Annotated in this window: 20 protein-coding genes and 5 pseudogenes; 11 read left to right on the top strand and 14 right to left on the bottom strand. The window is 51.9% G+C overall.

The window, feature by feature from the left end:
• Positions 1 to 40 precede the first annotated feature (40 nt).
• A complete protein-coding gene (locus tag CXB77_RS06295) occupies positions 41 to 1,027 on the top strand; it encodes an IS5 family transposase (RefSeq protein ID WP_105073226.1) in 987 nt (328 codons plus the stop codon).
• A 145-nt stretch (positions 1,028 to 1,172) separates the two neighbouring features.
• On the opposite strand, the gene CXB77_RS06290 is transcribed toward CXB77_RS06295, so the two are convergent.
• The 3 genes from CXB77_RS06290 to CXB77_RS06280 form a co-directional block, all read right to left on the bottom strand.
• On the bottom strand, positions 1,173 to 2,360 hold the full coding sequence (locus CXB77_RS06290) for a hypothetical protein (protein WP_105073225.1): 1,188 nt from the start codon (positions 2,358 to 2,360) through the stop codon (positions 1,173 to 1,175).
• A 390-nt stretch (positions 2,361 to 2,750) separates the two neighbouring features.
• On the bottom strand, positions 2,751 to 3,083 hold the full coding sequence (locus tag CXB77_RS06285; protein ID WP_105073224.1) for a type II toxin-antitoxin system PemK/MazF family toxin: 333 nt from the start codon (positions 3,081 to 3,083) through the stop codon (positions 2,751 to 2,753).
• Entirely contained in the window at positions 3,083 to 3,337 is a 255-nt protein-coding gene (locus CXB77_RS06280) for an AbrB/MazE/SpoVT family DNA-binding domain-containing protein (protein WP_105073223.1), read from the bottom strand. The genes CXB77_RS06285 and CXB77_RS06280 overlap by 1 nt, the downstream gene beginning before the upstream one ends.
• A gap of 605 nt (positions 3,338 to 3,942) precedes the next feature.
• Here CXB77_RS06280 and CXB77_RS06275 point away from each other — a divergent pair.
• The gene (locus CXB77_RS06275) at positions 3,943 to 4,329 is read left to right on the top strand and encodes a hypothetical protein (protein ID WP_105073222.1); all 387 of its coding nucleotides are present in this window, start codon (positions 3,943 to 3,945) and stop codon (positions 4,327 to 4,329) included.
• Between the two features lie 131 nt (positions 4,330 to 4,460).
• Here the strand turns inward: CXB77_RS06275 and CXB77_RS06270 are convergent, their stop codons facing one another.
• Entirely contained in the window at positions 4,461 to 5,198 is a 738-nt protein-coding gene (locus tag CXB77_RS06270; RefSeq protein ID WP_105073221.1) for a class I SAM-dependent methyltransferase, read from the bottom strand.
• Between the two features lie 3 nt (positions 5,199 to 5,201).
• A complete protein-coding gene (locus tag CXB77_RS06265) occupies positions 5,202 to 6,401 on the bottom strand; it encodes a DUF3419 family protein (RefSeq protein ID WP_105073220.1) in 1,200 nt (399 codons plus the stop codon).
• A 244-nt stretch (positions 6,402 to 6,645) separates the two neighbouring features.
• On the opposite strand from CXB77_RS06265, the gene CXB77_RS06260 reads away from it, so the two are divergent.
• The 4 genes from CXB77_RS06260 to CXB77_RS06245 all read left to right on the top strand — a co-directional run bounded on the left by CXB77_RS06260 (position 6,646) and on the right by CXB77_RS06245 (position 12,088).
• Positions 6,646 to 7,158, top strand: coding sequence for an arsenate reductase ArsC (locus CXB77_RS06260; RefSeq protein ID WP_105073219.1), 513 nt, complete (start codon positions 6,646 to 6,648; stop codon positions 7,156 to 7,158).
• 32 nt (positions 7,159 to 7,190) lie between these two features.
• Positions 7,191 to 9,056, top strand: coding sequence for a methyl-accepting chemotaxis protein (locus tag CXB77_RS06255; RefSeq protein ID WP_105073218.1), 1,866 nt, complete (start codon positions 7,191 to 7,193; stop codon positions 9,054 to 9,056).
• Between the two features lie 9 nt (positions 9,057 to 9,065).
• Positions 9,066 to 10,961, top strand: coding sequence for an EAL domain-containing protein (locus CXB77_RS06250; protein WP_242445501.1), 1,896 nt, complete (start codon positions 9,066 to 9,068; stop codon positions 10,959 to 10,961).
• A gap of 149 nt (positions 10,962 to 11,110) precedes the next feature.
• Positions 11,111 to 12,088: an IS481 family transposase gene (locus CXB77_RS06245; RefSeq protein ID WP_105073217.1), complete on the top strand. Its 978-nt coding sequence runs from the start codon at positions 11,111 to 11,113 to the stop codon at positions 12,086 to 12,088.
• Here the strand turns inward: CXB77_RS06245 and CXB77_RS06240 are convergent.
• Positions 12,083 to 12,769 (bottom strand): annotated as a pseudogene (locus CXB77_RS06240) (DDE-type integrase/transposase/recombinase); the annotation flags it as partial. The gene CXB77_RS06245 and the pseudogene CXB77_RS06240 overlap by 6 nt on opposite strands.
• A gap of 149 nt (positions 12,770 to 12,918) precedes the next feature.
• Between CXB77_RS06240 and CXB77_RS06235 the strand changes: the two are divergent.
• Positions 12,919 to 13,245: pseudogene (locus CXB77_RS06235) on the top strand (integrase core domain-containing protein); the annotation flags it as partial.
• A 2-nt stretch (positions 13,246 to 13,247) separates the two neighbouring features.
• Here CXB77_RS06235 and CXB77_RS06230 read toward each other — a convergent pair.
• From CXB77_RS06230 to CXB77_RS06200, 8 genes and pseudogenes are all read right to left on the bottom strand, one after another.
• A complete protein-coding gene (locus CXB77_RS06230; RefSeq protein ID WP_105073214.1) occupies positions 13,248 to 14,567 on the bottom strand; it encodes a TldD/PmbA family protein in 1,320 nt (439 codons plus the stop codon).
• An 80-nt stretch (positions 14,568 to 14,647) separates the two neighbouring features.
• Positions 14,648 to 17,737, bottom strand: a complete 3,090-nt coding sequence (locus tag CXB77_RS06225) for a translocation/assembly module TamB domain-containing protein (RefSeq protein WP_105073213.1) — start codon at positions 17,735 to 17,737, stop codon at positions 14,648 to 14,650.
• Between the two features lie 11 nt (positions 17,738 to 17,748).
• Positions 17,749 to 18,411, bottom strand: coding sequence for a hypothetical protein (locus CXB77_RS06220; RefSeq protein ID WP_105073212.1), 663 nt, complete (start codon positions 18,409 to 18,411; stop codon positions 17,749 to 17,751).
• On the bottom strand, positions 18,408 to 19,127 hold the full coding sequence (locus tag CXB77_RS06215) for an autotransporter assembly complex protein TamA (protein WP_172452568.1): 720 nt from the start codon (positions 19,125 to 19,127) through the stop codon (positions 18,408 to 18,410). Before CXB77_RS06215 ends, CXB77_RS06220 begins: the two co-directional genes overlap by 4 nt.
• Positions 19,037 to 19,306, bottom strand: coding sequence for a hypothetical protein (locus CXB77_RS19625; protein WP_172452567.1), 270 nt, complete (start codon positions 19,304 to 19,306; stop codon positions 19,037 to 19,039). The genes CXB77_RS06215 and CXB77_RS19625 overlap by 91 nt, the downstream gene beginning before the upstream one ends.
• Positions 19,249 to 20,193 carry a POTRA domain-containing protein gene (locus CXB77_RS06210; protein WP_105073210.1) on the bottom strand — a complete coding sequence of 315 codons (945 nt, stop codon included), beginning with the start codon at positions 20,191 to 20,193 and terminating at the stop codon, positions 19,249 to 19,251. The genes CXB77_RS19625 and CXB77_RS06210 overlap by 58 nt, the downstream gene beginning before the upstream one ends.
• Positions 20,190 to 21,037 (bottom strand): annotated as a pseudogene (locus CXB77_RS06205) (metal ABC transporter permease). The gene CXB77_RS06210 and the pseudogene CXB77_RS06205 overlap by 4 nt, the downstream one beginning before the upstream one ends.
• Positions 21,034 to 21,770, bottom strand: a pseudogene (locus CXB77_RS06200) (metal ABC transporter ATP-binding protein). The pseudogenes CXB77_RS06205 and CXB77_RS06200 overlap by 4 nt, the downstream one beginning before the upstream one ends.
• Positions 21,771 to 21,810: 40 nt before the next feature.
• On the opposite strand from CXB77_RS06200, the gene CXB77_RS21390 reads away from it, so the two are divergent.
• From CXB77_RS21390 to tssJ, 4 genes and pseudogenes are all read left to right on the top strand, one after another.
• The gene (locus CXB77_RS21390; RefSeq protein WP_242445500.1) at positions 21,811 to 22,704 is read left to right on the top strand and encodes a DEAD/DEAH box helicase; all 894 of its coding nucleotides are present in this window, start codon (positions 21,811 to 21,813) and stop codon (positions 22,702 to 22,704) included.
• Positions 22,704 to 23,240: a helicase-related protein gene (locus CXB77_RS21385; RefSeq protein ID WP_242445499.1), complete on the top strand. Its 537-nt coding sequence runs from the start codon at positions 22,704 to 22,706 to the stop codon at positions 23,238 to 23,240. Before CXB77_RS21390 ends, CXB77_RS21385 begins: the two co-directional genes overlap by 1 nt.
• Positions 23,241 to 23,318: 78 nt before the next feature.
• A pseudogene (gene tagH / locus CXB77_RS06190) lies at positions 23,319 to 24,623 on the top strand (type VI secretion system-associated FHA domain protein TagH).
• A gap of 77 nt (positions 24,624 to 24,700) precedes the next feature.
• The gene (tssJ, locus tag CXB77_RS06185) at positions 24,701 to 25,084 is read left to right on the top strand and encodes a type VI secretion system lipoprotein TssJ (protein WP_242445498.1); all 384 of its coding nucleotides are present in this window, start codon (positions 24,701 to 24,703) and stop codon (positions 25,082 to 25,084) included.
• The last annotated feature ends 13 nt before the right edge of the window (positions 25,085 to 25,097 follow it).

Genomic DNA, 25,097 nt, shown 5'->3' with positions numbered 1-25,097 from the left:
ATAAAATAGGCATCAGTCGTAATGTAAATATGATACCAGCATGAAACAATGTTCTTTTGCACAATCAGAATTTTTAGCAAAAAAGAAAACGACGCGCCGTGAACGTTTTCTCAATGATATGGAAAAAATTGTTCCATGGTCAACTTTGGTTAAAGCATTGACACCTTATTACTACCCTGATAGTCAAGGTAAGCGTGGTCGTCCGCCAATAGGATTAGAGCGGATGTTAAGGATGTACTTTGTACAGCAATGGTATCACCTTGCTGATGAGGCACTGGAAGATGCAATTTACGATAGTCAATCATTACTGCAATTCATAGGTATTGATTTGAGTGTTGAAGCGGTACCAGATGCAACAACACTGTTGAAATTTCGCCATTTACTCGAACGTCATGCACTGACTACAGTGATTTTTTCTACAATCAATGCGCAGTTACGCGAGAAAGGATTGTTGTTAAATCAAGGGACAATCGTTGATGCGACCATTATCAATGCCCCTTCTTCAACAAAAAACGAAGCAAAAGAACGCGATCCAGAAATGCATTCTACTCGCAAGGGAAATCAATGGTATTTCGGAATGAAAGCACACATTGGTGTTGACGTTAGTTCTAGGTTAGTTCATACCGTGGTTGGCACGGCGGCAAATGAGCATGATGTCACTCAAGTTGAAAACATTTTACATGGTCAAGAACAAAAAGTTTTTGGTGATGCTGGCTACACTGGTGCAGATAAACGCGAAAAAGTTAAAAACAAATTTAATGAAAAAGTGGTCAGTTGGAATATCGCTGAAAAACGTTCTAAAGTTGAAAAAATGGATGATGGTTTGTTGAAAAATCTCACGCAACAGATTGAAAAAATTAAGGCGCAAATACGCGCGCGTGTTGAACATCCATTTCACATTATTAAAAATCTATTTATGCACCGTAAGGTACGTTATAAAGGGCTTGCGAAAAACACTGCGCAACTACAAACTTTGTTTGCTCTGGCTAATCTCTTAATAGCAAAAAAGGCGCTGTTAAAAGCCTAATATAGAGTTCACAGCATAAGAGTACCTTAATTTTACCTAATAAAGAGGTTGACTATTTTGAATCACTAAAGCAAAAACTATTTATTTAATATCCCCTCTATAAAAATATGCTTTTAAAAAGGCAACGTGGAGAACATTAAATAGATCAGCGGTTCCTTAATTCGGCAGGAACCAATTCGTTAATACCGCCATCAATTGCTTGGCTACCTGATACGAGCACTCGTACATAAGGCCATTCTTCATTTTCACCGATTTCGCCCACCACCGTATTTAATTCACCAGCAAGCGTTTGATCGGTATCCAACGGAATAAAGGCACTGTTAACGCCAGCTTTACCACTAACACCAAATAGATTGCCACCAATTGAAACAAACGTTTTACCTGTGGCATCAATTTCCACATTACCCTTTCCTGCCGAATTTCCAGCAACAATACTATTGCCAATTGTGCCCGACGTGGAGCTAGTGGCATTAATACCACCACCTGCATTTACTGCCGCATTACCTGCGATGGTGCTATTCAAAATTGCGAGACTTACAGAATCTGCATACAGTCCACCACCAGAATTGCGGGCTGTATTTTCAGATAGTGTGCTGTTTTCCAACGTCACAGCGCCCTTAACACTGCAAATACCGCCACCACTTCCTCCAGCAGAATTAAACCCAATAAAGCTATTCAATACAGTTAAATTGCCGTTGTCATTATAGAGTCCAGCACCACCTAAAGAAGAATAATTTTTCCATAAATTACTGTCTTTCAAGTTTAATGTGCCTGTGTTATAAATAGCACCGCCATGCAGGTTTTTATCACCATTTTCCCACAGCGTCAATTGGTTTGCAGTTAATACTCCAGCATTATAAATTGCTCCACCATAATAATATCCACTACTGCCGGTTAAAGACAACCGATTCAACGTTAACTGTTGTGCATTATTAATTGCGCCGCCATATTCATTTAAACCATCACGAAGCGTCATATCTTGAATAACTGCTCCGGCACTATTCACCAAAAAAATGCGCGTCTTTTTATTGCCGCTGATAGTTAATTTATCACTGCCTAAACCGTTAATCGTCAGCTTGTCTGTGATTCCAATTTGACTGGCAAGCGTGAGCGTTCCGCCGCTCAGACTGGACGCAAAATTGATGGTGTCGGACACAAAACTCGCATTCGCGTCCAACACCGCCTGCCGCAGCGAGCCGGAGCCGCTGTCGTCAAGATTGGTCACGATGTAGGTCGCAGCTCCGGCGGGCATCGCCAGCGTGGCACTGATGAGCAGGGCAGCGATTCTTGCCCAGATGATCAGCGGATGAAAGGCATGTTTACGGTAACGCATTGGCAACTCTCCAAATGATGAGACAAACGTGAGCGAGCGGAATGAAAAGTATAACGGTCAACCATAGGATCATGGCAAATTTGGTTTTAAAAGATGATGAGCCTTCTACTTATTTCTTGATTTACGAATGAAGCGAGTAGAATACTGAATAGCGATCAACACGACTGTTTAAGGTCAATTTCTAATGATTGAAATTCAAAACTATTGGTGCGAATTTGATGAATTACGGCGCATCGCGGGCGCAGAGAATGAAAACATGTTACGCGCTGCGTTTCAAAATTTGCTGCGTGATCTTGGTGAATAACAGCATCGAGAACGATTTCACGGTCAGTTTTTAATTCCTCAATGGCAAATTCTAAGAAAATAGCGATGCCGATCGCGGCTTAACTGTCACTCAAAAATTGTTATCAGCTTTGCAAGCACTTCATCCATGATTGACGGTGACACCGTCTCGAGTTTGCGAGCATGACGGGCTGTGAGATCAAGTGCCCGAGGCTGATCGCAGCGAATTACGCCCGCAGTCTGAGTGCCAGTCCCTATTAATGACACGGCAAAGCCAGCAGTACGGGCGAAATCACCCCCTTGAGTGATTGGTAGCACAATCGGCGTTCGCGTTAGCCGATTGAAAGCGAACGCTGAAACGATTAGCACGAGACGCATTCCTTGTTGCTCATGCCCAGCCGTTGGATCAAGCGAGACCAAATAAATATCGCCGCGTTTCATTACAGCAACTCACGACCGGCGGGGCTGTTCTCCAACCAAGTCCGTTCCTCGTTGCTGATCTCGGCGGTGGCATCACATTGAGCCAGTAAATCATCCAAGCAATAACGTGGGCGCAGCGGTTCAATCACGAGCCGACCTTGATCAATGGCAAGACTCACCGTTGTACCGCTTTGTAAATGCAGAAGATTAAGAATTGTCGGCGGTACGGCAAGCATGATGGAACCGCCGACTTTGCGCAGATTGGTGGTGTACATGAGATATGTCCGCAATGAAGTTATATCTCAGTATAACAACCGTCTGGGAGTGATGAAAAACTTCAATATAGGCTGGAATGAAGCGATTGAACGCAACATATTGTCATTGCATGTTTAATTTTTTAGACATTGAAAATTTCACAGTTCGCAAGTGTAACGGACTAGAATTTGGTCGCGCTAATACTCAGAGCTAATAGCGGTCGTATTGAAAGCATGAAGCAATTTATTTCGCGCAGCATACGCAGAAACAAAAAACGAAAATATAAACTGGTTGTTAGTTACATATTGGAATATCTAAAACTGGATTTTTTGATATGTCAACTGATGATAAACTATACACATCAAAAAGTAATTTTTAGAACTAATTTTAACTTCAAATCTAGGGTCAAAGTTTTATAACCAACCGGAAGTAACTTAATGGGTAGTGATCCTATTTATAGGGTAGCGCTGCGAATGCTGCCTATTTTTTGGTTAATAGCGTTGCATTATGTAGTGGCATCGGTTAAGTTATGCTGCACAGCGTGACCCGAGGATGATTTGAATCCCGCTGCTTGATAATGAATTGAGTGGCAAGAATTCTTGATAAATGTATAGGAGATAAAGACATGTATGGTAACGCTTGTTCATTAAAAGACGTTGATATTCTTAAAATCCAATCTCCGCGCCATAGTGTTGGTGGTCCCTATGTGGTTGTTTACAAAGATGTAGAGCAACGCTGGGCTATCGTGGCACTGGATTGGGATGGACGACCGCGCTTGGGCATTCGTTGGTTTTGGGGCAACAGTGGCAATCCTCTGTCAAGTGGTTATCCAACGTGGTTTGTCATTCCTAAACCCTTAACACGCAATATGCTCAACGGTTTAGCAATTAATCACAACATCGCTTGTAAAGTGAACAATTATTTGTGTGGCAAAATTAGCGGAGACGAATTGAAAACCGCCTTAACATCGGTGTCGGTTGGTAGTGATTCGGTAGACGATGGTGCAGAATAAAGATGACGATTTGCAGCGTTACTGATGATAGCGGAGTAGGTTTTGCGAATCTCACTGCTGACTGTCCGGCAAACAGCTTTATCGAACGTGATGCTCATTTTGCATTGGTCGATCCTAAAGCGTTGCGTGTATTAAACAAATATAGCGCTGTTATTAGGCTTTTCCCCCACAAACACATAATACGGCACGCGCACTCCCGGCAAATACGGCACGGGAGCGCGATGTTCACTCAATTCGTGATTGGGTAATAACTGCCGCAATGTATTTAATTGCGCAGGCTGCAAATGAACTCCATCGTGACCAAACCAGCGCGGCCACCACCAGCGCGTCAACGCAGCGTGGCGCACCAAACCCGCTGCCGGTTGCGCTTCTGAGACATAAAAATCCACCACGCCCAATTTTCCGCCCGGTTTGAGCAGCGCCAGCGCGTTGTGTAGCGCCCCTTCCCAGTTCGGAATCATCGTCAGCGCATACGAAAAATAAATTACATCAAATAGTTGCGTGGATTGATACGTCACCGCGTCCGCTTCAATCACCCGCACATTCGGCAAACTGGCGGTGCGTTGTCGCGCCAGCGCCAGCAATGCCGGACATAAATCCACCAATTCCACCGCGCCCAACTGCGCCAGCCGTTCGCCGAAAAACTCCACATTCCGCCCGGTGCCCGCGCCCAATTCCAGCACGCTCGCGCCCGGCAGCGGCGCTAATCGCTCCATCAAATCAGCGCGTCCGTGCAGCAAACGTTCCCGAAAAGCGTCGTATTGTGCTGCCTGTGGCGCATAAAACGCTGTCAACCGTTCAGCGAGACTGCCGCTTTTCGGTTGTCCGCGCAGCAGCCGCCATAACACCTGCAATTCACCTGCGTTCATGCGTCAAACTCCAACCAAATCAGCGATATGAAAACCGGCGTAAGTGTGCACACGATCTCGCTGCTGCAAATCTTGCGCGAGTCGCTCGTGAAAATGCAGGCGCTGGCGCAGTGGCGTTTGCGATGCGCCGAGGTCAATCAGATTGAGATAGTCCGGGTTGGCGTGGGCACTGCGAAACAGCACCCGCGCATCGGCAGTAGCGCGGTCGAGAATGGCGTTCCATTCCTCCGCCAGTGCTTCGGGATAATACGAACTCATCCAGTCCATGTGATCGAGCAGCACGAAACGGGAAATCCGCTCCTCAGTGGTTTGCAAAAACGCAGTCACGGTGCTGGTGTGCGGCACAATGCGCTCGGCTAAACCGGATTTAAGCGCATGAAAATTATCGCGTTTGAGATATTCCGGGCAGCAGGTCGGCGTGTAACTGCCGTTGATGTAGACCGTCCAAAAATAGTTCGTCCACACCGGCAGCTCGCGGAATACGTACTCGACCGCCTCGCGGATAAAACCGGCGACGCCGTGTTGATGCTGCGCTTGCACTTGCTGACGTTGCGCAGCGGGAACGCCCAACATGTTCATCGTGAGCTGGCGCGACAACGTCCAATTCATGCCCGCGCTCCACATCAGCGGCTGAACGCGGGTGTCATAAATATGTCGTTGTTCATCAAGTGCTTGTGCTTGAAACAGCTCGCCCACGCCTGCAGCCAAACGCGGACGCACTTTCAAATAAGTATGAAATGCTCGCGCCACCACGCCCGATAAACCCCGAAAATAAAATCCGCCGTGCTGCTGACTAAACCAGTGCAAATGCGTATCCCAGAACTGCTGCGCAAATGGCGATAATTCATCGCGCAGTGCGTCGTAATACAACTCGCGGAATTGCGAATGCACTCCGCGTCCGAATACCGCAAAAAAATCATCAAACGCTAATTGTTTAATGCCCGCCAATTTCAATTCTAATAACGCCGTTTGGCGCGGATTAGCATCTACTGCATGAATACGGCGCGGTGCGGCGAGCGCGTAATCCAACACATTGCAACCGGCACTGGTAATCACCAGCAATGAATCATTTGGTGTTAATTCCAGTGCCAAACGATCCACTGCTGGGTCTTCCCAACAAGTGTTGTAAACCAGTGAGCGGGAATAAATCGCGTTAAACACAACTTGGTCAATACGGTCGCGCAGAGTGAGGGTCGCTTTCATGGCGAGGTTCTCGATGACATCGGGCAGCGGCTAAATTGCACGAGTCTAAAATCAGGTCGTGACGTGGCAATGACTGGCAAATGACGATGCGGTGACGCGCTGGCGCTAAAAATTCGGTGTTACTTCAAACATTTCAGCGCAGTAACGCTTTCATCGTGTTGTCACCTTCCCGTGTTTTACTGGGAGCTAAATAATTTCAGGACGTTAATCCGTGCCTGATATTCCTAACTCCGAGAAACCCGCCATGTCCGATTTTCACTACAACGTTTTATTTTTATGCACCGGTAATTCCGCCCGCAGCATCATTGCTGAATGTTTGCTCAATCGCCTCGGCGTTGGGCATTTTCACGGTTTCAGTGCTGGCAGCCATCCTAAAGGGGAAATTCACCCGCTGGCATTAGAAATCCTCAAACGTAACAATCATTTAACTGAAAATCTGCGCAGCAAAGACTGGGCAGAATTCAGCACTCCAGATGCACCCAAAATGGATTTTGTGTTCACCGTGTGCGACCGCGCTGCGGCTGAAATGTGCCCGGTGTGGCCGGGACAACCGATGACAGCACACTGGGGAATTGAAGACCCCGCAGCCATTGTAGGCAGTGAAGTCGAGCAGATGATGGCGTTCCGTCACGCTTTTCGCGCCCTTGAAAACCGTATCGCGCTGTTCGTGAGTTTGCCGTTGCAATCGCTAGATCGTCTCAAACTCCAGCAGCAGCTTGATGCCATCGGTCAATCACGCAATACCGATCCTGCTTAAAACATCTGCGTTAATCCGCGCACGAGACTCACATGACCATCCGTAAAAGTGTCACCCTCGCCGCAATCTGCGTCACGCTGCTGGTCGCTGCGGCGCTGATTTTGGTCGCTCGCGCTGGCAATGCCCGCAGCGAAGCACGGCTGGCGCTCGCCGTGACCACTGATCGCGCCCTGATTTGGAATCAAGTTGCCGAGCGTCTGTTTGAGCAGATGGAAAACGGCATCGCGTCGTTTACCGATAATTTCCCGCTGCGCCAAGCCGTTAAAGCGCGGGACATCAATCAGTTGCAGCCGGAAATTACTTCGCTCACCAATTTGATCGGCGAGCAGGGTTATTTTGAGCAGCTTTATCTGTTTGATGCAGCGCAACAGCGGCTGTGCTGTGGCGACGCCACCACACTGCCGGATGTTGCCGCACTGCTCAAAATTAAGTCCGAAGATCAAAAACCGCTGCGGCGAATTGGGCGCAATGCGCAGGGCGAACCTGTCGCGTTGCTGGCGTTCCAGTTGGTAATGCGTCACGAACCGATTGGCACGGTGGTTTTTCAACAATCGCTCGCCAGTGCGCTGGAGCGGTTCAAAGTGGTTTCTGGCGCGGACATTTATCTGGTCAGCGGCGACGGTCAACTGTTCGCCGGAACGCGCCCTGAATTGTTCAAACAAATCAGCCCTAATCTGCCGCCGCTGGGCGAGCGCGTGTACACGCGAGTCAGTTCTGATACTGCGATCTATGCCACCGCAATTCTGCCTGTGCCGGGCGTTGACGGATTGCCGTTGGTGCATCTGATTAGTTTGAGCGATGAAACTGCGGCATTTATTGCGCAGCAACGCTTTGAATGGATTGCTTATAGCGGCGTTGGGCTGCTGCTGATTTTGGCGAGCTTCGGTTTATTTTGGTACATGCGCCGAGCGTTACGTCCACTGAATGACGCAGTGCAGACGGTTTCTGCGCTCGCCGAGGGCAATCTCAACGTTTCATTTGCGACCACGCGTAATGATGAAGTCGGACTTTTAATGACGGCGTTGCAGTCAATGGTGGAGCGCATTCACGGCATCGTCAGTCATTTACACAGCGCCAGCGGCGATTTGCATCATTCCGCTGGTGGAATGGCGCGGATGGCGCAGACCAGCAAGATTCAGTTTGATCGCCAGAAAACTGAAACCGGTCACGTCGATGTTGCGATTAACCAATTGGCAACCTCTGCGCAGGAAGTCACCAATCACACCAGCCGCGCTGTCACTGCGACTGAAGATGCTCGGCAGCGCATCGCCAGCAGTCGCCAAATTCTCACCGAAACCACCGGCATCATCGAACTGCTCGCCAGCGAAATTGAGCAGGCAGCAGGCGTGGTGCTTGGGCTTGCCGATCACAGTCAATCGGTCGGCAATGTTTTGGATGTCATTCGCAATATCGCCAGCCAAACCAATTTGCTGGCGCTGAATGCGTCGATTGAAGCCGCTCGCGCTGGCGAACATGGACGCGGGTTTGCGGTGGTCGCCGATGAAGTGCGGCAATTGGCGACGCGCACGCATCAATCCATTCAGGAAATTGAAACGATGATTCACTGTCTCAAAAGCAGTTCGAGTGAGGCAGTGACGGTGATTCACGCTAATCGGGATCGCGCCCAGCAGAGCGTCGCGCACTACGGTCAAGCAGTGCAAAATCTGGATGCGTTTTCTGAATCGGTGCAGGTGTTGATGGAATTAACGCACCAGATCGCCAGCGCCGCCGAAGAGGAAAGCCGCATGGTTGAAGAAATCGCTCGTGCAATCAATCAGATCACGTTGCTGGCGCAGGAACACGCCGCCGCCGCTGAAGATGGTTTTGGTCAGAGTGCGCAATTAAATGACCTTTCTCACGCGCTGCGCGAACGGGTCGCGTATTTTCGGATTCATTAGAGAAAAATCATGCACTTATGCGCCTTTAGTCACCAGCAAATCACGATGCCGGAAATCAGCAAAGACTCACTGGCGCAAACTGATTTCCTCAGCCGAGCGCGGGAAGCATTGGTTTATGCGCTGCAACCCGTCGTCAACATTCACACTGGCGGCGTTTACGGCTACGAGGCATTGCTGCGTGGTGTTAACGAGTTAGGTTTTGCCAATGTGCACGGCCTATTAGCGGAAGCATGGACGCTGGGTTGCGCGGCTGAACTCGACAGTTTTCTGCGCGAATTAGCCATTGTGCATTTTGTGCAATTACCGAATGCCGAACGTTATCGACTATTTTTTAATCTTGATCCGCAGTTATTAGCAATGGAGCGACCAGAGCAAACACTGGCGCTATTACAACGCTATCAACTCAATCCAGAAGTCATGTGTTTTGAATTATCAGAACGGACTGATCTCACTGCCAATTCCGGTATCGCGGCAGCAATTACGGCTTATCGCCATGCTCGGTTTCAATTTGCAATTGATGATTTTGGGAGCGGTTACGCGGGATTGCGGTTGCTTTACGAACATCCGCCGGAATTACTCAAAATCGACCGCTTTTTTATCAGCGGCATGGCTAAAGATCATCGCAAACGGTTATTTGTTGCCAATACCGTACAATTAGCGCATGTCATGGGAATTCAAGTGATTGCCGAAGGAGTAGAAACCGAAAAAGAATTGCTGGCTTGTCGAGAAGCAGGTTGTGATTTAGTTCAGGGTTATTTAATTTCCTATCCGCAACTGTGCATTGATGCCTTGCGCCAGAATTATGAGCAAATTAGTCATATTAACCAACGTGATCGGCGCGAAGTGCATAGCGATTTTGTGCTGATTGAAGAGCGATTAGAACGCATTCCGCCGCTGTTAATCAACGCTGGCATTAAAGCGATGTTTGAGGCATTCCGACAACATAAAGCACACACCATTATTCCGTTGCTCGATAATGCCGAACGTCCGCTGGGGCTGATTCATGAAGCAGATATTAAAGAGCATATCTATTCGATTTATGGGCGTGATTTAATTCTTAATCCAGCATTTGCGCGTTCATTACCTGATTTCGCTCGCCCTTGTCCCGTGATTGATATTCACGTTTCAGTTGAAGGATTACTCGCTGCATTTTCTGCGAATGTGAATCCAGCAGGATTGATTGTGACGCAGGATGCGCGTTATCTCGGTTTTATTTCTGCGACTGCGCTGTTGCAATTGATTGAACAAAAAAACCTCGCCGTCGCCCGCGATCAAAATCCATTAACCAAACTGCCCGGCAACATCCCAATTCACAGTTATGTATCGCGCATTCTTGAAGCACCGAATCAAATGCGGCATCTCGCATATTTTGATTTTGATCACTTCAAAGCCTTTAACGATCATTATGGTTTTCGTCTCGGCGACCGTGCGATTTTAATGTTTGCAGAGTTATTGCAAAAAGAATTAGCAAATAGTGCTTGGTTTATTGGACATATCGGCGGTGATGACTTTTTTGCAGGAATTGAAAACGCGGCAACAGAGCAGGTAGTGAGTCAAATACAACGCTTGCTCACTAAATTTAGTGCGGATGTGCAAAGCCTTTATGATCCAGAAGATCGGCAGCGGGGGTTTATTCGAGCGCGTGATCGCGCTGGTGATGAACGTGATATGCCGTTAATGCGTTGCAGTGCGGCATTAATTGAAATGCGCCCCGGCGATCATTATCGCTGCGTTGAAACCTTGGGACGAGTGATTGCGGGAATGAAACACCAAGCCAAAGCCAGTCAATCGGGATTAGTGTTTCGCCATGACCATGATGCGCGTGGATCAGCACAAACAATTATAGATGAAGTGCTGCCACCAACAATTGATTGCGATTATTCGTCTGAATCAAGCAATAATTGATGTTTTCTGTTAGGAACCGTATGATTATATTCCGCAACGCAGCTACCCACTGTTTTTAGCACGAGAGGCTTTGCAAGGCGTCATCACGGACATTCACCACCGCGCCCTACATCGCTAATCGGTTGGGCACTCAGAGGAGAATTGATGCTATGAACTTGAATTTACACAAAAATGCCCGCACAACTCCCGCGATCCGGCGTGAACTGCAACATTCCACTAAATCTGAGCGTGAACTCGCTCGCGAATATCATCTGAATCGGGCGACGGTGCGCAAATGGCGTCACCGCGAGACCACTGACGATGCGTCTCATTGTCCGCATTATCTACATACCACTTTGAAACCATTGGAAGAATTGATCGCCGTGGAGTTGCGCACGACGTTGTTGCTACCCATCGATGACTTGCTGGTCGTGCTGCGCACCTGTTTTAACCCTGAGGTATCGCGCTCAGGGCTACAGCGTTGCTTACGTCGCCACCATGTCTCCAACCTTAAAGAATTGATTCCAAAAGAAGACGGTGCGAAAAAACCACCTAAAAAGTTCAAAGATTACGCGCCCGGTTTTATCCACATGGATATTAAATACCTCCCTAAGATGCCGGATGAACAAGCCCATCGCTATCTTTTTGTCGCCATTGATCGGGCAACGCGTTGGGTCTATGCCAAGGTTTTTGCTCAGAAAACTGCCGCCAACGCCAGCGCGTTTCTCCAGCAAGTGATCGCTGCTGCCGCGTTTAAGATTGAAAAGGTGTTGACCGACAACGGTAAGGAGTTTACTGATCGTTTCTGCGCTACCGGCGAACGCGAACCGACTGGTCGCCATCGCTTTGATTTAGTTTGTAAAGAACACCAGATTGAGCATCGCCTAATTCCGCCCTCGCATCCGCAAACGAACGGAATGGTCGAGCGATTTAACGGACGGATTGCCGAGGTAGTGGCGACGACGCGCTTTGATTCTGGAAAGAAGTTAGAGGAAACGCTGCACCATTATGTGCGGATGTATAACCATCAGATACCCCAAAAAGCCCTTGGACATGTGTCACCGGTGCAAGCGTTGAAAAACTGGCAACAGAAGGAACCTGAACGCTTCAAAAAACAGGTCTACAATCTCTCGGGTCTTGACAACTAAATCAAAGCGATGGCGACCAGTCGGTTCGCGTTCGCCGGTAGCGCAGAAACGATCAGTAAACTCCTTACCGTTGTCGGTCAACACCTTTTCAATCTTAAACGCGGCAGCAGCGATCACTTGCTGGAGAAACGCGCTGGCGTTGGCGGCAGTTTTCTGAGCAAAAACCTTGGCATAGACCCAACGCGTTGCCCGATCAATAGCGACAAAAAGATAGCGATGGGCTTGTTCATCCGGCATCTTAGGGAGGTATTTAATATCCATGTGGATAAAACCGGGCGCGTAATCTTTGAACTTTTTAGGCGGTTTTTTCGCACCGTCTTCTTTTGGAATCAATTCTTTAAGGTTGGAGACGTGGTGGCGACGTAAGCAACGCTGTAGCCCTGAGCGCGACACCTCAGGGTTAAAACAGGTGCGCAGCACGACCAGCAAGTCATCGATAGGTAGCAACAACGTTGTGCGCAACTCCACTGCAATCAATTCTTCCAATGGTTTCAAAGTGGTATGTAGATAATGCGGACAATGAGACGCATCGTCAGTGGTCTCGCGGTGACGCCATTTGCGCACCGTCGCCCGATTCAGATGATATTCGCGGGCGAGTTCACGCTCAGATTTAGTGGAATGTTGCAGTTCACGCCGGATCGCGGGAGTTGTGCGGGCATTTTTGTGTAAATTCAAGTTCATAGCATCAATTCTCCTCTGAGTGCCCAACCGATTAGCGATGTAGGGCGCGGTGGTGAATGTCCGTGATGACGCCTTGCAAAGCCTCTCGTGCTAAAAATAGTGGGTAGCTGCGTTGCGGAATATAATCATACGGTTCCTGACATTTAGTTTGTAAAGAACACCAGATTGAGCATCGCCTAATTCCGCCCTCGCATCCGCAAACGAACGGAATGGTCGAGCGATTTAACGGACGGATTGCCGAGGTAGTGGCGACGACGCGCTTTGATTCTGGAAAGAAGTTAGAGGAAACGCTGCACCATTATGTGCGGATGTATAACCATCAGATACCCCAAAAAGCCCTTGGACATGTGTCACCGGTGCAAGCGTTGAAAAACTGGCAACAGAAGGAACCTGAACGCTTCAAAAAACAGGTCTACAATCTCTCGGGTCTTGACAACTACCAAATACTCAAGCCAATTCAATTAACATTCAATTGAATTTACAGCGCCAGCGTAATCCCACTCACCAATAACCCCGGCAACAAAGCACTGTCAGTCGCCCGCCCTTCGTAAGTTTCCGCCGACAACATCAATTCTCGCTCGCTCGTCAGTGCCTCCAAACCATCGCCCAACAGGTGATAGAGGCTATCGTCAAACCGCATCACCTTGACTGGACACACAATTTCCCCGTGTTCCACCCAATACGTGCCGAAGCGCGTCATCCCCGTCACTCGGCAATCATTCGGGTCTGACCAATTGCAATACCAGAGATTGCCGATAAACAGCCCGGTATCTAGTCGCGCCAGCACCTCCGTCAATGGCATCTCACCTGCTGCCAACGCCAACGCCTCCGGCGCATCGCCAGCCGCATTCACTGCCTCGCCATATTCCTGACCGCTGCGAGCGTCCACCAAACATTGACCAAACTTGCCGCCGTCAATCAGCGTCACTACTGCCGGTTTCACAAAACCCTCAGCCGTAAAACCTGCCGTCAATCCGCGCTCGTGCTCCTCGCGCAGCGTGATTTGTGGAGAAAATTGACGTTCACCGCGCACCAGTCGCAACAGCGGCGTTTGATGCGTGCGGTGATTGCGCAAATCGAAACCGCCCCAGCTCAACATGTGCATCAACTCGTTGACGGCTGCCGGCGCCAAATAAGCGCGATAACGCCCCGGCTCAATCGTGCGTGCCGGTCGCGCCATCACCCGCAACCCGTGGCGCTGCGTTTCCAAGCGGTGATGCAGCGCGGCAGCGTCCCAATGCAATCCGCCGAGACTGGCTTTCACCGCCTTATCCGTTTCCAGATAACAGCTCCAATCGAGATTGAAACTCTGGCTGTGATGCCAGTGGCGATGACCGAGCGAACTGGCAAGCCCAGTGCTGAGATCGCCGCTCGCCCAAATGCCGACCAAATCCAGCCCGTCCGCAGCTCTGATCAAATCCGCCATGACTTGAGCAGCAGGCGGTGACGCTTCACCAACGCGCCGGTCGCTGCTACTTGGCGTGGTTGAATACTGCAAATACGGATCATCGGGCATATCCGCCAACCGTTCGCGCAAGCGCGTCAACAGATGCCGCGTCTGACTGAGATCAGCGCGAAATTCGCCGCTGAGTTCGCAGCGCCCTTCCACCTGCCGCGCTCCATCAATCAACGTCAGCTCCAGCCCGGCACTTTGCACATGCCCAGCTTGGCGAATGCGATTGCGATTGAGCCGCACAAAATCCGAGACCTCGCCGCTGAGATTAGAAAACAGCACTTCACTGCCGGTCAGTCCGCTGTGTAAACGTTCCGTCAGAGTAAAAAAAGCGTCCTGATTCATTGGTGTTAATTCCTTAAAACGTGCTCAGAGTTGAGCATTGATATTGCCAACGGATTTATCTTGTTATGCAGTCTGCTGAATTAGTTTTCAAATTTAAAATAGAGATCAGCGCCCGCTTGCTCGCCGGTTTCAGTTTCAAATTCAATTTGCCGCGACACGTCATAACGTAAGCGCATTTTATCCGGCGCATGACCGAATCCCGCTTCATATTCCGCATAGATTTTTGGCGCTAAATAAGTGCCAATTGCCAATCCTGTATTTTGTGCACGATCACCATCCGCTGGCGCAATTCCCGTCATTAAATACTTGGTCATTTGCGCTGGAGTCATATTGGGATCGCTATCTGAAAAAAACGCCAATTTCGGAGTGCGCAACGTACCCAATACCCGCACACCCGCACTGACTGCACCACCATCACGTTCGGCCTGCAATAACAATCCCGGATTGTCCACAGGACTTTTTGCAAAAATCAGTCGCCCTTGGCGAATAGTTAATGCCGAACCCCATTCTGCGGATGCTAATCCCAACGCACTCGACAATTGATATTGACCATCAATAATTTGCAATTGCCCATCGCCAACCAGCGGTTTGCCCGGTAATTGCGACACCCGCACATCACCCTCCAACCGCCCGCGCACGCCAAATCCGTCAAGCGTCACTTCTTTTCCCAGCACCACGCGCAGGTCTAACGTCACCGGCAGCGGCGACTGCTGCGGCGCAGTGTTCAACACAATGTCGGGTGACGCCGACACCGTGCCCGCTGGCAATTTGCGCGGACGAATCCGTGCTTCTGGAACTTGAATCTCACCGCGCACCGTCGCCCCAGTTGCGCCAATGTCCACGTCCACCTGTGGCGACACCAGCGCGAAATACTCTTTCGTATTCGCCAGTTGCAGCCGTTTACCGCTGGCATGGAGCGTCGCTTGCCAATTGGTTTGATTCCACTGTGCTCCACCCGACAACGCCAATTGTCCACCGCCGAGCAGCGCCTGTCCGTTGAACTGCACGCGATTCGGTGCGGGCGTGGTCGCCGTCAGCGTTAAATCGGTCACATCCAGCGCCAGCGCCGTCACTGCAAAGGCGACTTTTTGCACCTGCATTTCTCCGCGCACTGACGGCTGCGCCAGCGTTCCCGCTATCGTGACATCGCCCGTTATCGCGCCGCGCAACCGATTGATTTCCGGCAGCAGCGTCTCCAACCGCGCCAATTCAGCAACTTGTACCTGAATTCGCCCGCGCAGCGGTTGCTCTGAACGCAGCGGCGCATCCATCCTCCAGCCGGGCAAGTGCATTTCCGTTTTGACGCTGCCAAGCCCTTTGATCGGCAGCACGAGCTGCGCGTTCAATTCGCTGGGCGTGATTGCTGCCGTCAACTGCGTTCCGCTCACCTCAAAATCCTCACGTCCGCTGTGCACCAAACCGGTTGGCCACTGCGCCGCCAGCGTTCCCGTCACCGCGCCGTTGACTGCCTGCGCCTGTCCGGTGAATTGCAGCGCACCTTTCAAACGCAGCGTTGACGGCAATAACCCAGCCAGCACTTCGGTTTCCACACGCGGCACGTCGAGCGTTGCCGACCAGTTTTGTGCCGACTGCTGCGCGAAGGTGACACAACCACGCGATCCGCCGCTGTGTTGCAGGCACAACGGCGTTAGCGTCAATTGTGGCGCTGCCCAGTCAAGCTGCAACGGGCGCTGCAATTGCCACTGTCCATATTTCGGCATCTGCCAGCTCGCGGTCGTTACTGCGCCGCGATAACCGCTGCTATTCGCCGATAACGCGCCGTTCGCCGTTAATTTGAGCGTCTGCGGCTTTCCGGTCAGCGTTAACTGCAACCGATGGTCGGGCAACGTGCCGTCGCCGCGCAGCGCCAGCGTTGTCCACGCCAATCCGCCCAATTGCAACTGCTTTCCGTCCAGTTGCAGCGCGAAACGTCCGGGCGCAGTCAGATCAACTTCACCGTTGCCGATCAGTCGCCCGAGCCGCTGTTCCGCAATGCGCACCGCGCTGGCATTCACAGCAAACTTGAATTGTGGCGCAGTCAGCAGTCCGCGCAGCCGTCCGTTCAATGTCAGTCGTCCGCTCGCGCCGGGCAACACCTGCGCCAAATCCGGCGCATTCAGCGCCAGCGTTAGATCACTTGCAGTCGTTGCCGTGGCAATCATGCCGTCAACCCGCAGGCTGCTCGAACCGACTTTTGCCGTCACGTCATTGAGTTGCACCTTGTCGCCGTGCAGATTCACTGCGCCGGCAGCATTCAACGGATAACCGCGCAACGTGCCGGTCAATTGCGCAATTGCCGTCGTGATCTCCAGCACGGAATCCGGCGTGGCAGCGGCTGGCAACTGTCCTTGCGTGGTCAAACGCCCGCTGATGCGCCCCGGCCATTCTGCGGCGATCACGCCCGGATTGATGTCAGTCCACGTCAATTGCGCTGTCCAATTCAGTGCTGGCTCCAGCGCCAGCGTTGCTTGCCCATTAAAATGACCATCAAGCGCATCAACGCGCAGCGCCGTCAAAGTGAGCTGTTGATCGTGCCACGCGCCGCGCAGATTCAGTGCGGCTGGCGGTAAATCAGCGCCCGCTGCGGTCGCTGTCAATTGATATTCCAGCGCCGTTGGAGTGCCGTTTACCGTGATTTGTCCCTGCGGCGAATGCAGTGATGACAATCCGCGCAGCGGCCAGCGCAACGCTTGCCAGTCGCCGTGCAATTGCAATTGTGGCGCGGCACCGCTGACATCCACCAGACCCGTCAGATGCAGCGCAATCGGCGCTGGCGCAGTAGGTGAAGTGCCTTGTTGTTCAGTGATTTGTACTTGATGCAGCGTCAATATGCCGTCTTGCCAGCCGAGGTCGAGCGCGATTGCTGCTGCGCCGGTTTCCGCTTGCTGGAGCTGAAGTTCACCGCTGAGAGAGGCGGTCGCCACTGTGCCGCGAGTGGCGAGGCGACCTTGCACCGTCAACGGCGGCAGCGTTGGAACCAGATTCGCCATGTCAACCTGCGCCAGCGTTAACGCGCCATCCCACGCCGGCGCAGTCAGCAGTTCCCGCACTTCTCCGTTAAAAGTTGCCGTCACTGCGCCGCTGGTGTTGAGCGTGAGTTGGAGCTGGCGCAGATCGCCGTTGCCGTGCGCGTGTCCGTGCCATTGCACCGCTGGCGCAGTGGTGAACATCCAATCGACATTCAGCGCCAGCGGATAATCCGCCGTGAGCGCGAGTTGACCGCTGATGCTGGCAGTGAGCGCCGGTTCCGGCAGTTGCCGTCAGATTGCGGAGTCGAGCTGGTGCTCGTGCCAAGTCGCTGCCAGCAGCAGCTGATTGATCCGCAGCGGTGGCGTGTCGCGCCAGCAGTGGCAATTTGCAAATTAACAATGGCTTGCGTGACGGCGAGCCGAAACGGCAAACGGAGCTGCGGCAATTGCAACGGAGATTCATCATCAGCACTCGGTGGCAGCGTCACTTCCACTTCGTCAGCACCAAGGTTGATCGTGAGTGTGCCGTTGACCAGCGTTAGTAATGACCAATCCATTGCCACTGCGCCGAACCGGAGCGTGACGGCAGGCAATGTCACGCTCAGTCCGCGCAGTTGCCAATCACCAAAAACGCCCTTCGGCAGCAGTGATTGCACCGGCAACAGCGCCTCCGCACCCGCGCACAGCAGCCGCAATCCGGTTTGCGTGACACATAAAAGCAGCAGCAGCGCGAGCGTGAGGCGTCCGCTCAGAGTCAGCAGCAGTTGTGCTGACCAGCGCCAGCGTTTCAGTCGCCGGGCCGGTGGCGCGGGCGCAGTTTTCGGGACAGATTCCGGTGCTGGCGCGGCAGTCGGTGTCAATTCCGCAGTGGTCATAAATCTGGGCCAATGACGAGATGCAGCCGCGCTGGTGGCAAGCCGTTCGCGTGGGCGTCTTCTGACAGCGCAAAGGCGAGATCAAAGCGAATTTGTCCAATTGGCGATGCCCAGCGCACTCCAACGCCGGCGCTTAATTCTGGCGCTGGCGCGTTGATTCGATCAAAGGCATTGCCGAAATCGGTGAACAGTGCGGCGCTCCAGCGTCCGGCGAGCTGGCGCTCTAATTCGATGCTGCCAACTGCAAGATAGCGTCCGCCGGAAACGGCAGTGCTGCCGGAAGCGCGAGGACCGAGCGCGTTAAAACCCCAGCCACGCAGCGATTGATCGCCGCCCGCGTAAAAACGCCGACTCTGCGGCAGGGCGTTGACCTGTTCGGTGAGCGTGACGCCGAGATCGGTGCGAGCGATGAGGCGATAACTTTTTGCAAATCCTTGAATCCATTTGTATTGCAGTTGTCCGCTGAGATAGGTTGCTTCCGCCAGCAGTCCTTCTAGCCCACCGAGCAGGCTGTATTTGATGCGGTAGCCGTGCTGGGTCAGGATTGGATCGTCAGTCACTGATTTTGACCACGAGAGCGTCGGCACCAGTGCGTTGGTTGCGCCCAAGCTGCCGCTGGCGGCATCTAAATCTTCATACGCATAATCAACGCCGAAGCTGCGCAGCCAGCCGTTGCGCCCAAGCTGACGTGCGCCAGCGCCAGCGTTTGCGACCAACCTTTGCCGGTGGCGTTGTCGGCAACCTGGAGTTGCGGTTTGATGCTGAGATAGTCGCGGGTCGGATCGTGAAGTGGAATGCGGTAATCCAGCGCCAGCGTCGATTCACTGGGAGCGAGGCTTAACGTGGAACGCAGGCGATGTCCCCAGCGATTGACATAACGGCGCTGCCAGTCCATGCGCAAACGCGGGCCAACGTCAGTGGCGTAACCCAAACCCAGCCGGTATTGATTCGGCAGATTGGGCGTCGCCACGACGGTGAGCGGAACCCAGCGTGCTGGCGTGGTGTGCGCCGTGTCGGGATGATTTCGATGGCGCTGAAATACTCGCTGCCGAGCAGCCGACTTTGCAGATTGAGCAGGCGATTGGGGTCGTAAATTGCGCCCGGCGCGAAGTTGAGATAACGACGCAGCAGCGCGGGATCGAGTAACTCCTGTTTGAACGTGACAGCCGAGGCGATAACGCGGACCAGTGTCGAGATGCAGATGAACCGCAGCGCGATTGGCAATCGGATCGACCACGACCTGATGGGCGATCCAGTGCGCGTCAACATAGCCTTCGCTGGCTGCAAGATCGTGGAGTCGCGTTTTGGAGCTTCATAATCGGCATGATGGAGCACGTCGCCCACGCGCAGCGGCAACGTGACCGGAAAAGCGGGATTGGTCGCGCCTTCGCCACTGATTTGATAATCGACCGTGCCGACCGTCACCGGAGCGCCGGGCGCGATGTGGTAATAGACCTGCCAGCGGTCGCCGTTTTGTTGTGGTTGCGCTGGCGCGTCAATCGCAGTTTGATAAAATCCGAATGGAATCAATGCGGAGCGGATTTGTTCGGCGGCGAGATGATGCAGATATTCCAAGCGTTCTGGCGTGAGATCGGGATCGGCGCGTTCTTGATAAATCGCCAACTGCGCCAGCACGTTCGCCAGCGGTTGCCCGTCAATACCGTCAACGGTGATTTCTAAATTGAGCGCGGCAGCGAACGTGGACAGCGACCACAATCCCCAACCGAGCAGGCGGCGCTGCCAGCGGCGGAGTTGGGAATGTGAATGAAAAATGAAAATCATTTTCCTATAGCATAACGATGAGCGCGATAACGAACGAATAAATGGCGCATGATGGCGGAAATAATATAAACGCAGCCCGCGCATAAAATCATGATTGGTCCCGCAGGTAAATCCGCCTGATATGACAATCCTAATCCTAACGTTGTGAATACGCTGCCGAGCACCGTCGCAATCAGCATCATGCTGGCTAATCCGCGCACATAATGACCCGCAATTGCGGCAGGCAGCGTTAAGAGCGCAATCACTAAAATCAGTCCAACGACCTGAATTAACAACACCACAGTCACGGCGACTAAACACAATAACAGTAAATAGAAAAATGCGACTGGAACGCCGCGCAGTCGTGCGAATTCTTCGTCAAAAGTAATCGCTAAAAACTGTCGGTAATATAGCGCCACAATCAGCAATAATCCAATATCTAAACTCGCCATTAACCAGAGTTCATGCGGTGGCACTAATAAAATGTTGCCAAATAAAAAGCTCATTAAATCGGTGCGTAGCCGGGCGTTTTTGCGATAAATAAAATGCCAATTGCCATGCCAATCGCCCACAATGCGCCGATTAACGTGTCTTCTTGCGCTTTCCACTGCAACCGCACTGCGCCAATTAATAATGCCGCAATAATGGCTGCCAGCAATGCGCCGAGCAGTGGATCAATCCCGTAATACAATGCTGCACCCATGCCGCCGAGCACTGAATGCGCAATGCCGCCCGCCATGAATGCAATGCGTTTAACGACGACGAAAGTTCCAATCACGCCACAGCCAATGCTGGCCAATAGCCCAGCCAGCAATGCAGTTTGTAAAAAGCTGTGTTCGAGTAGTGCGGAAATGAATTCAATCATGGTTGATGCCGATGTGCGACGCGGCGAATATGGCCGCCGTAAATTTGCAAAATAACTTGATCGTCTACTGCATCAGTGTCGTGATTAATTAGGGTGCGATTGAGGCAGGCAACGCGGCTGACGTATTCCGAAATAAACGCAATATCATGTGACACTAATAAAATTCGTTAGGCGCTGATTAAGCGTTGCTAATAATTGAAAAATATCGCCTTCAACGCGCTGATCAATGTTTGCAGTCGGTTCGTCGAGAATTAAAATTTCTGGCATTCCGACCAGCGCCCGCGCCAGCAATACGCGCTGCAATTGTCCACCAGATAAACTGCCAATATGACGTTCGGCGAATCCAAGCGCCTCCACTTCGGCGAGCGCCAGCGCGCTGCTTCTCGATCCGCTGCCCGTTGCCAGCCCCAGCGCGATCCAATCCCGATGCGTCCCATCGCCACCACTTGCGCGACCGTAATCGGAAAATCACGCGCAAACGTCGGGAATTGCGGCACATAACCGATGCGCTGGGCAGCCTGATGCGGCGGTTGTCCGAGCACTTCGATGCGCCCAGCTTGTGGTTCCAGCAAACCCAAAATCAGTTTTAACAGCGTACTTTTACCGCCAGCATTTGGACCGACCAAACCGACGAATTCGCCGGGATGATGCGCAGGTTGATCTGTTCCAGCACCCGTGATTCGCCATAAGAAAAGCTCACATTTTCAATCAAAATCGCGGGGTTAATGCTCATATCGACCAGACTCAACAGCGATTCGAGGGGATTGTTGCGGGTGCGCAGTATATCGCCTTACCACGCCCATCGCGCCGCGGCGCTCGTGGTACGATTTACGCATCTTTTTCTCGCCAATTTGCCGCAGGTTCGCGCCATGACCGCTCAATTTTCAGATTTTTCACTGCCGGATGCACTGCTGCGCGGTTTGGCCAGCGAGGGCTACGAACTGCCGTCGCCGGTGCAAACGCAGGTGATTCCGCTGGCGCTGGAGGGACGCGATTTGCTGGTGTCTGCGGCGACGGGTTCGGGCAAAACCGCTGCGTTTTTGTTGCCGATGATGCAGCGATTTTTGGCAAAACCAGCTCATGCAGGCGGTACGCGAGCGTTGATTTTATTGCCAACCAGGGAGCTGGCGCGACAGATTTATATTCATTTCATGCGCTTGGCGAGTTTTACCCGGCTCACCGCTGGCGTGATTACTGGCGGCGATGCGAAGGCGCACCAGATCGCCACGCTGCGCAAAAACCCAGAAATCCTGATTGCCACGCCGGGGCGCTTGCTCGAATTGTTGCAAAGCGGGCAGGTCGATTTGCGTGATTTGGAAGTGCTGGTGCTCGACGAGGCAGATCGAATGCTCGACATGGGATTTGCCGATGATGTGCTGGCGATCATTGGGCACTGTCGTCCCAGTCGGCAGTCGCTGCTATTTTCGGCGACGCTGCATCATCGCGGTTTAAGTGACATCACCGACCGAGTGCTGCGCGATCCGCAAGTGGTGGTCGTCAATGCGGTGCGCGAGCAACATCCTGATATTACACATCAATTGCTGTTGAGCGATAACACTGCGCACAAGCGCCAGCAACTGTTGTGGCTGTTGCAACACGAGACGTTCGCCAAGGCGCTGGTGTTCACCAATACCGCGAAGGTACGGTGGAACTCGGCAATTTTCTGATGGGTGCACAGCAGCGGGTGGCGGTGCTGCATGGCGAATTGGATCAGCGCGAACGCAATCGGGTGATGGGATTGCTGCACAGCGGGCGCGTGAACATTTTGATTGCGACTGATTTGGCAGCACGCGGGCTGGATGTACCGGGAATTGAGCGGGTGATTAACTTTGATTTACCGCGTTCTGGCGATGATTATCTGCATCGCACTGGACGCACCGGGCGAGCAGGTGAATTGGGCGTGGCGCTGTCATTGGTGAATAAAAGCGAATGGAATCGAATGGAAAGCATCGTCCGCTATCTCAACCTGAGCATTGAAACGCGGGCGATTGAAGGATTAAAAGCACAATTCAACGGAGTTGTGAAAGGAAAAGGCAAACCGTCGCCAGCCGTGCGCAAGGCGCGAGCCGCAGCGGATAAACCCGCTCCGCCCAAAGTGAAAGAGCGGCTGCGTGATCGCAAAAACATCGGGAAACGTCGCCAACCGAGCGGAGTCGCCGGTATTCCGGCAGGTCATACGCCGTTGGGCAAACGCAAATCCTGAACCCAGTTCACCGCAGATAGCGTCTAGCGATCATCAGTGTTTGAATATCGGTTATTTCTGTTTGTGAGCGCCGGCTGAATGGACGTCAACCTTCATATCGTTAATACACAACTGCAAACGCCCGCTTGGGATGTTCAATTACGGCTGACTGCTCGCGGCATCACGCTGGGGCGTCATCCTTCCAGTGACGTGCATCTGGACGATCCAGAACGAGTGATTTCCGGTCAACATGCCCGCCTTGAAGCGCGAAATGGCGGTCTCTGGATTACCGACATCAGTCGCAATGGCACTTACCTTAACAATGCCAATGATCCATTACCGTCGCAGCAACCCGTCGCTATTTCCGCTGGTGATCGGCTCGTCATTGGTAGCTTTAACATCACTATCACCGTTAACGGTCAACAGCTTTCAAGCGCGGTCGAGGTTGCGGATTCCCCGCAAGATGCCGCTGGATTACTGAACACCCAGCCCACACCCGACATTTTAGATTTGCTCAATCCCAGTATTGGCGGACAAACCGCAGCGGATTTCATTCCGCCCGCAGCACGCGGCGCATCAGCAACTGCCACTGCGTCCTTCAATTCCACACTGGACGGATTCGCCCCGGCTGCGCCAGCACGCGAAATGCGTCCACCGCCGACACCCGTTGAGCATGTGTGTTATCGCCCAGCAGCCATGCCCGATGATTATGATTTACTCAATGACGCATGGCGCAATGCCGCACCGCCAGCCAAATCGCCAGACACCATTGCCACTGCTTCTGCATCATCACCGCCATCGGCAGTGAATGCCGAAATGAATGCCTTTTTTGCTGGTTTAGGAATTGAACCACCAGCGACTGCGCCGCAAGCGGAGGTTTTATTTCGGCAAGCGGGCGAATTACTGCGCGTCTTCGCCACTGGTTTAAGCATGACGCTGATGGCGCGGGCGCAATTCAAAAATGAATTAAGACTTGGTGTCACAACGATTCGCGCTGCGGAAAACAATCCGTTTAAATTTTCAGTGGATAGCGATAGTTTATTGAAACAATTACTGCGATCAAATCCCGGATTTTTGCCAGCGGTCATTGCCGCACAAGCTGGATTTGATGACATTCAAGCGCATGAAATGGCAATGACCGCTGGATTGCAAGCGGCATTGCGGGCATTATTTGCGCGGTTTGATCCGACGAATTAGAACGGCAATTGAGCAATTCAGGAATCAATCCGTTTTACCCATGGCGCGAAAGCGCGGTGCTGGGAATTATTCGCCGAAACCTATGAACAAATGGCGGCGGAAGCCTCAGAAGATTTCATGCAGCTGTTTGATACTTCATTTGCTCGCGCTTATCAGGAACAAATTCGCCGACTGACTGAAATGCACCGGACATCACGCGGGTCATAATTACTACAGCTGTAGTCATGCGAGGAACTTGTTTTGAACATTCAAGTGCGCAAGCACGCCATTTTATTCTATTCATCATGTTGATCGTCTGGTTAACTGGCTGCGGAACCAAACCAAAATTGCCTGAATTACCGCCGCTGCCAATTGAAAAACCTGTTCCACAATTGAACATGCGCATTGCCGCAAAAGCGGATGCAAATCGTGATCCAGATGGTAAACCGCTGGCAATTGTGGTGCGCGTGTATGAATTAAAAAGTCACGGTGTTTTTGCAAAAGCAGATTTTTTTAGTTTGTATGACCACGAAAGCGCCGTTCTTCGGTGGCGATTAATTGCCCGCGATGAAGTGACGTTAGCACCGGAGCAGTTTTTACCGATTAAACGTCCGCTGAATCCCGATGCAACGTATATCGGCGTGATTGCCGCTTTCCGCGATATTGACCACGCCGCTGGCGCGATGTGATGCGCTTAAATCC

This window comes from Chromatium okenii (genome assembly GCF_002958735.1).
Lineage (GTDB): Bacteria > Pseudomonadota > Gammaproteobacteria > Chromatiales > Chromatiaceae > Chromatium > Chromatium okenii_A.
The sequence above is the reverse complement of the archived record's forward strand: the minus strand, read 5'-3'. Positions and strand labels throughout refer to the sequence as shown.

Bases quoted from the DNA above. Each gene is read 5' to 3' on its own strand.
- CXB77_RS06210 (WP_105073210.1), bottom strand. From the start codon at position 20,193: ATGATTTTCATTTTTCATTCACATTCCCAACTCCGCCGCTGGCAGCGC.
- tssJ (WP_242445498.1), top strand. From the start codon at position 24,701: ATGTTGATCGTCTGGTTAACTGGCTGCGGAACCAAACCAAAATTGCCT.
- CXB77_RS06275 (WP_105073222.1), top strand. From the start codon at position 3,943: ATGTATGGTAACGCTTGTTCATTAAAAGACGTTGATATTCTTAAAATC.
- CXB77_RS06225 (WP_105073213.1), bottom strand. From the start codon at position 17,737: ATGTTCACCACTGCGCCAGCGGTGCAATGGCACGGACACGCGCACGGC.
- CXB77_RS06295 (WP_105073226.1), top strand. From the start codon at position 41: ATGAAACAATGTTCTTTTGCACAATCAGAATTTTTAGCAAAAAAGAAA.
- CXB77_RS21385 (WP_242445499.1), top strand. From the start codon at position 22,704: ATGGGTGCACAGCAGCGGGTGGCGGTGCTGCATGGCGAATTGGATCAG.
- CXB77_RS06280 (WP_105073223.1), bottom strand. From the start codon at position 3,337: ATGTACACCACCAATCTGCGCAAAGTCGGCGGTTCCATCATGCTTGCC.
- CXB77_RS06255 (WP_105073218.1), top strand. From the start codon at position 7,191: ATGACCATCCGTAAAAGTGTCACCCTCGCCGCAATCTGCGTCACGCTG.
- CXB77_RS06285 (WP_105073224.1), bottom strand. From the start codon at position 3,083: ATGAAACGCGGCGATATTTATTTGGTCTCGCTTGATCCAACGGCTGGG.
- CXB77_RS06270 (WP_105073221.1), bottom strand. From the start codon at position 5,198: ATGAACGCAGGTGAATTGCAGGTGTTATGGCGGCTGCTGCGCGGACAA.
- CXB77_RS06220 (WP_105073212.1), bottom strand. From the start codon at position 18,411: ATGACCACTGCGGAATTGACACCGACTGCCGCGCCAGCACCGGAATCT.
- CXB77_RS06230 (WP_105073214.1), bottom strand. From the start codon at position 14,567: ATGAATCAGGACGCTTTTTTTACTCTGACGGAACGTTTACACAGCGGA.
- CXB77_RS06245 (WP_105073217.1), top strand. From the start codon at position 11,111: ATGAACTTGAATTTACACAAAAATGCCCGCACAACTCCCGCGATCCGG.
- CXB77_RS19625 (WP_172452567.1), bottom strand. From the start codon at position 19,306: ATGGACTGGCAGCGCCGTTATGTCAATCGCTGGGGACATCGCCTGCGT.
- CXB77_RS06265 (WP_105073220.1), bottom strand. From the start codon at position 6,401: ATGAAAGCGACCCTCACTCTGCGCGACCGTATTGACCAAGTTGTGTTT.
- CXB77_RS06260 (WP_105073219.1), top strand. From the start codon at position 6,646: ATGTCCGATTTTCACTACAACGTTTTATTTTTATGCACCGGTAATTCC.
- CXB77_RS06290 (WP_105073225.1), bottom strand. From the start codon at position 2,360: ATGCGTTACCGTAAACATGCCTTTCATCCGCTGATCATCTGGGCAAGA.
- CXB77_RS06250 (WP_242445501.1), top strand. From the start codon at position 9,066: ATGCACTTATGCGCCTTTAGTCACCAGCAAATCACGATGCCGGAAATC.